The 6000-nt window shown below is 69.4% G+C and carries 5 protein-coding genes; 4 read left to right on the plus strand and 1 reads right to left on the minus strand.

What is annotated here, in order from left to right; genetic code table 11:
* Positions 1-182 precede the first annotated feature (182 nt).
* The 4 genes from DM816_RS23385 (at position 183) to DM816_RS23400 (ending at position 5801) form a co-directional block, all read left to right on the plus strand.
* On the plus strand, positions 183-860 hold the full coding sequence (locus DM816_RS23385) for an FHA domain-containing protein (RefSeq protein WP_117212543.1): 678 nt from the start codon (positions 183-185) through the stop codon (positions 858-860).
* 61 nt (positions 861-921) lie between these two features.
* On the plus strand, positions 922-1185 hold the full coding sequence (locus tag DM816_RS23390; RefSeq protein WP_117212537.1) for a WXG100 family type VII secretion target: 264 nt from the start codon (positions 922-924) through the stop codon (positions 1183-1185).
* A 23-nt stretch (positions 1186-1208) separates the two neighbouring features.
* Positions 1209-5291: a type VII secretion EssC family protein gene (locus DM816_RS23395; RefSeq protein WP_211588820.1), complete on the plus strand. Its 4083-nt coding sequence runs from the start codon at positions 1209-1211 to the stop codon at positions 5289-5291.
* Positions 5292-5429: 138 nt separating this feature from the next.
* On the plus strand, positions 5430-5801 hold the full coding sequence (locus tag DM816_RS23400; RefSeq protein ID WP_162907749.1) for a hypothetical protein: 372 nt from the start codon (positions 5430-5432) through the stop codon (positions 5799-5801).
* On the opposite strand, the gene DM816_RS23405 is transcribed toward DM816_RS23400, so the two are convergent.
* Positions 5785-6000: hypothetical protein (locus tag DM816_RS23405; protein ID WP_211588821.1), on the minus strand; the 216-nt coding region annotated here is incomplete at its 5' end. The genes DM816_RS23400 and DM816_RS23405 overlap by 17 nt on opposite strands.

The following is a 6000-nucleotide window of genomic DNA, read 5'->3' on the forward strand; positions in this document are numbered from 1 at the left end:
CCTTTCTGAGCATCCCGCGATGTGGTAGCTGAAGTTTGCGCGAGTGCGCAGCGGCCAAGCAAGACGGTTGCTCGCAGTTGCGCGACGCAGCGCTCGCCGCCGGTCGCCGCTGCGACCTGGTAGACATGTAGGGGGATGGATTGGTGTGCGCACCTTGCGTGGACGGGAGGGCGGTGCGGGCGATGGCTGGGCAGGTGCGGGTGGTGGTGGCCGGCCGGGAGTGGGTGAGCGACGGGACACCGATAGCCTTCGGACGCTCGCGGGAGTGCGACATCTGCCTCGATCCGGAGGATACCGGGATATCCCGCCGCGCCGGCTCGGTCGAGTTTGAGCACGGCACATGGTGGGTCCGCAACTGCTCCGACGCCCGCCCACTGTCCATTGTAGACGACCTGGGATTCCGCAGTGTGCTCGCGCCCGGCAGGCGGGCCGCGGTGGAGACGCCCGTGCGCGTGCTGGTCGACTGTTCGCAGAACCGCCCGCACAGCCTGCTGATCGAGCCACTGGATGTGGCGGCCGAACGCGATCCCAAACCGGCGGAGCACGACTCAGGGGACTCCACCGCGATCGGCCAGGGTGTGTTCATCAGCGAAGCGGACCGGCTGGCGATGATCGCGCTCTTTGCTGGGTACCTGGAAGATCCGCCACGCTACGATCCACACCCCAAAAGCTATGCCGCCGCGGCGGCCCGGCTCGGATGGCCTCGTTCCACGCTGGTCAAGCGGATCGAATACCTGCGCAGCCGGCTCGATGGCGCCGGTGTGCCCAACATGACGGGCTGGACAGCGCTGACCAACCTCGCCGAGTATGCGATCAGCCGGCGGCTCATCACCAAGGAAGACCTGGCCCTTCTGCGATAGGGCCCGCGTTGGGGAGGGTTTCCGATTCCGTGACCGGCCCCGGCGTTCCTAGCGTGGGAACATGAGTGTTATCGGTGGTGAGATTACCCAACTGCACAGCCTGCAGACCAGTTTCAACCGGCACGCCGGGACCGTGGACGGGCTGCTGCGCGAAATGCGTTCGCAGATCGACTCGACCTACTGGAAGGGTGGCGCGTCGGAGCGCTTCCGGGCCGACTGGGCCACGCTGTACGAGCCCGCGCTCACGAAGCTTTCGGCCGCACTGCAGGAAGCTGCGGCGCATGTGCGCAACCAGGCCGACCGGTTCGAGATCGCCGGCGGCTGAACGGCCGTCGCCAATCCTGACCCATGACCATGACGGAATGGGAGCTGACCGCCACTGACCGGGATGGCCGGTCGCTGGCGGTCATCGTGCGCGCGGGCTCGGCCGCGACCGTCGCCGATCTGCGGCGGGCGCTGGACGAGGCCGGCTATGCGTATCACCTGGACGGATACCTACCCGTGACTCTGCTGTCCAATCTCGATTTTGTACACGGCGGAGGCTTCCGGCGTTGGGTCCGTGTGCCTGAACGCGAGGGCGGGCGCGAGCTTGCCGCAATCGGCGGCCGTGGCGCGGGCGTCAGCGCGATGCTGTCCCGCACGGTCACCATCGGCCGGTCGGCGGGCTGCGACCTGCGCCTGTCAGACCCGGAGGTGAGCCGGATCCACGCGACCCTCACCTCCGAGGGGGTCCTGGCCGACGCCGGCTCCAGCAACGGGGTGATTTTCAGTGGGTACCGGTTGAGCGCTCCCGCCGAGCTCGAGACCGGCGATGCTTTCGAGCTCGGTGAGACCGTCATCGGTGTGCGCGAGCTGGATCCGGCCGACGCCCCGATCGAACCCCCGTCGGGGGATGGCGTCCTGCGCTACAACCGGCCGCCGCGCATCCCGGCTCAGGACCGCACGCCCGAGTTCACCGCCCCCGCCAAACCGGAAAAGCCCAAGGGCGTCAGAATCCCGCTCCTGGCCGCGTTGTTGCCGCTCCTATTAGGAGCGGTCATCTGGGTCATCTTCCCGGCGGCGAGCTACTTCCTCATTTTCTTCGCCCTGTCACCACTCCTGCTCATCGCGCACTTCGTCAGCGACCGGCGCAGCGGCCGACGCGAATATCGAGACGCCCTGCGCGACTATGAAACCCGGCACGCCGAGATCGCTCGCGAGCTGGAAAGCCTTGCGGTGGCGCAGGGCAGGCACGATCGCCGCGCCGAACCCGACCCGGTTCTGGTGCGCCGCATCGCGACCGGGCCCACCCGGCGGCTGTTCGAACGGCGCCCCGGCGACCCCGACTTCCTCCGCCTGCGCATCGGGCTGGGCCACCGGCCCGTTTCCGCGCGCGTTGGCGGGCCCGGCGCGGCCGATGTCGTCGTACCAAATATTCTGCACGCACCAACCGCATTGGACATCGCCGAGGCGGGCGTCATCGGGATCGCCGGCCGTCGGGAGCCCGTCATCGCGCTCGCCCGCGCCTGCCTCACCCAGCTGTCCACTTTGCACGCACCACACGACCTCGGCATCGTGGTCATCACCGGCCAGGACCGGGCGGCCGAGTGGGAGTGGGCCGCCTGGCAGCCGCACACTCTCCCGCACAGCCCCGACTTCGCGTGCCGCCGCCTGCTCGCCACCGACGCGCATCAGGCAGCCAGCCGCATCGCCGAACTTCGCCGGACCATCGAGGATCGGCTTGCCGACCAACGTTCGGCGCTGCGCCAGTCCGGGCCGATCGGGCGGCGCCTGCTGGTGGTCGTCGACGGGTCGCGGCAACTGCGGGCGCTGCCCGGCCTTGCCGAAGTGCTCGCGCAGGGCCCCGACGCAGGCATTTACGCGCTGTGCGTGGACTCCACCGAGCAGAACCTGCCCGACGAGTGCCGCGCCACGGTCGTCGTCGATGGCGTGCGGGCCACGGTCAGCCGGCCCAACGGGGCGCGCGAGACGGACGTGCTCGCCGACCAGCTGTCGCAAGTGGACGCTCTGACGATCGCGCGCGCCCTCGCCCCGCTGCGCGTGCTCGGCGGGCGCTTCGGCGGTGGCGGCGCGGACTTGCCCGGTACCGTCAGATATCTGGAATGGACAGCGATCGGCACGCAGCCGCAGCCGAGCGACATCCTCGAGGGCTGGAAAACCGAAGAGACAGCGGCGCTTCTCGGCGCGAGCGCCGACCAACCGGTCAAAGTGGACCTGCGCCGCGACGGGCCGCACGCCCTCGTCGCCGGCACGACGGGCGCAGGCAAGTCGGAACTGTTGCAGACGCTGGTCGTTTCGCTCGCGCTGGCCAACCCGCCCGACGCGCTCAACTTCGTGCTCGTGGACTACAAGGGCGGCAGCGCATTCGCCGAGTGCCGCGAGCTGCCCCACGTCGTGGGCATGGTGACCGATTTGGACGGTCACCTGGTCAACCGCGCGCTGGCCTCACTGTCGGCCGAACTGCGCCGCCGCGAGACGATTCTGGCCGAGGCGGAGGCCAAGGACATCGACGACTACCTGGCCAAGGGCGGCCGCATGGCACGCCTGGCCATCGTCATCGACGAATTCGCTTCGCTGCTTGAGGAGGTACCCGAATTCGTCACCGGAATCGTCGGGATCGGCAACCGGGGCCGCAGTCTCGGCGTGCACATCGTCCTTGCCACGCAGCGCCCCGGCGGCAAGGTGGGCGCGGACCTCCGGGCCAACCTCAACCTGCGCATCTGCCTGCGCGTCAACAGTTCCGAGGAGAGCGTGGACGTCATCGAGGTCCCGGACGCGGCGCGGCTTTCGCGACACCGGCCGGGCCGAGCCTACGTGCGGGCCGGACACGGTGACCTGACGGCCTTCCAGACCGCGCGCATCGGCTGGCCGCGCGGGGCGCAGGCCGATCCGGCTGCGGTGACAGTTCTCCCATGGCGGGTGAGCGACCTGGGCCGGGCACCCGTCACGGAGTCGTCAATGCCCGCGGGCCATGCCGGGGAGACCGACCTGACGGTGACCGTGCGAGCCATCCGTGAAGCGGCTGCGATGGCGGGGCACGGGTCTCCGCGGAGTCCGTGGCTTCCGCCGCTTCCGGAACTGGTCACGCTCACCGACCTGCCGCCAACTGACGGGCTCGCTCTCCACATCGGACTGTCCGACCTCCCGGCACAGCAGGCACAACCGGCGTTCGCGCTCGACCTGGAGCGGGCGGGCGCGGTGGCCGTCGTCGGGATGGCGCGCAGCGGACGTTCCACGCTGCTGCGGACGATCGCGGCCACGCTCCCCGGCGATGCGCACCTGTACGTGTTGGATCAGGGCAACCGGGCGCTCGCCCCACTCGCTGAGCTGCCGAATTGCGGTGCCTACGTGGAGGCCGACGACGTCGACCGCACACAGCGCGTGCTGTCCTATCTGGAGTCCGAAGTGACGCGCCGGGCTGGTCCCGCTCAGCCATATCTGGTACTGCTGCTGGACCAGCACGAAGCGTTCGTCAAGCGGTACTCCGAAGTGGACAATGGCGCGCTCGTGGACACACTGGAGGGGCTCCTGCGGCGTGGGCCGGCGGCCGGGGTGTTCACCGTGCTCGCCACGGACCGGTCGGGGTTCGGCTACAAACTGGCGGGCGCGATTGGTACCCGTCTGATAATGCGGCACGCCAGCCCCGACGAATACTCGAACTACGGCGTCAATCCGCGAGAGGCGCCACGACACATGCCCGCGGGCCGCTTCGTCGCCGTGCCCGGGATGGTCGAGGTACAAGCCGCGATCGGCAACCCCATCCCACGCCCGAGCGAGACCCTCCCCCACCGCATCGACCCGCTACCTACATCCATCACGACCGAAGAGCTGGAATCGCTGCGCACGCAAGCGCGCGACGACCGTCCACTTTGGTGCGCCGTCGGCGCGGGCGGCGACCACCTGTCACCCGTCGACGTCAACCTCGCCGACCTCGGCCACACCTTTCTCATCGCCGGGCGTACGGCATCCGGGCGCAGCACCGCGCTCATGGCCATCGCGCAATCCCTCACCGGCGACCTCCCGGTGTTCGTGTCCTGCCCCCGCCACTCACCACTGGCGGATCTCAACGGCGTCACCGTATTGGAAGGCTCAGCCACCCCACCCACAGACCGCCCGATTGCCCTGTTCGTCGACGACGCGGAACTGCTGGCCGATGCCCCGTGGGAGGAGTTCGCCCGGCACGCCCGTGACACGGCAAGCGTCATCGTGGCGGCGGGCAATCTCGACGACCTGCAGGTGCACCGCTACCGCGGCTGGCTCAACCTGGTCCGGCGCAACCGGTCCGGCCTGCTGCTCAACCCGGCCACGCGGGCCGACGGCGACCTGTTCGACATGCAGCTGTCCCGCTCCACCAACGGCGGCTGGCCTGCCGGCCGCGCCCTGCTCATCCGCCACGGCACGATCGCGACCACCATCCAAGTGCCGATCTAGGCCGGCTCACGTGTGCGGGCGGACGACCATCGTCTGCCCGCCAAGCCGCCCAACCGGTTGACCATGACGTTATCGTCATGACACGCCGTCGACATGGACGTGAGTTCAGAATCGGCGGGGCGGGAGGTGGGTGGATGGATGGAGAGGAGCAGCATGCTGGACGAGGCCGTGGCGGAGCACGTCGCCCGGGACGGTGAGGTCGTGCCGCCGTGGAAGGCGTACCCGGAGATCGAAAGGTTCAGCATCGGCTGGCGGATGGGCAGCGGCGAATGGCACATGATGGTGTGGTGGCGCTGGTGGGATTCCGCAGGCTGGGACGAGCCGCGCAGGCTTGACTATTTCCGTAAGCACCAGCCGCCGACGCAGTGGTTGGACTGGGCAGCCGAAGCCGTCTGGTCGCCTGACGAGAGTGATGACGCCGACTTGGAGCACGAGGGCGTGCGGCGGCTGGCAGCGCACGGCATCGGCAGCTACGAGGAATGGACCACCTGGATCAGCGACGGACAGTAGCGGTGACCGGCCGTTCGGTGGCGAAAAGGCGCTTCACGGCTTGGGCATAGGCCAGGTCGTGGTGGGTCGCGCCGAGGTGGCCGGTCGGCAGGATCAACAGTTCCTTGGGGCCGGGCAGGTTGTCGTGGATGGTGAACTGGCCGGGCGGTGGCACCGGCGGGTCGCGGCGGGCGGCGCGGCCGGGTCGCGGCGGGCGGCG

This window comes from Allorhizocola rhizosphaerae (assembly GCF_003426775.1).
GTDB lineage: Bacteria > Actinomycetota > Actinomycetes > Mycobacteriales > Micromonosporaceae > Allorhizocola > Allorhizocola rhizosphaerae.

Bases quoted from the DNA above. Each gene is read 5' to 3' on its own strand.
- DM816_RS23390 (WP_117212537.1), top strand. From the start codon at position 922: ATGAGTGTTATCGGTGGTGAGATTACCCAACTGCACAGCCTGCAGACC.
- DM816_RS23400 (WP_162907749.1), top strand. From the start codon at position 5,430: ATGGAGAGGAGCAGCATGCTGGACGAGGCCGTGGCGGAGCACGTCGCC.
- DM816_RS23395 (WP_211588820.1), top strand. From the start codon at position 1,209: ATGACCATGACGGAATGGGAGCTGACCGCCACTGACCGGGATGGCCGG.
- DM816_RS23385 (WP_117212543.1), top strand. From the start codon at position 183: ATGGCTGGGCAGGTGCGGGTGGTGGTGGCCGGCCGGGAGTGGGTGAGC.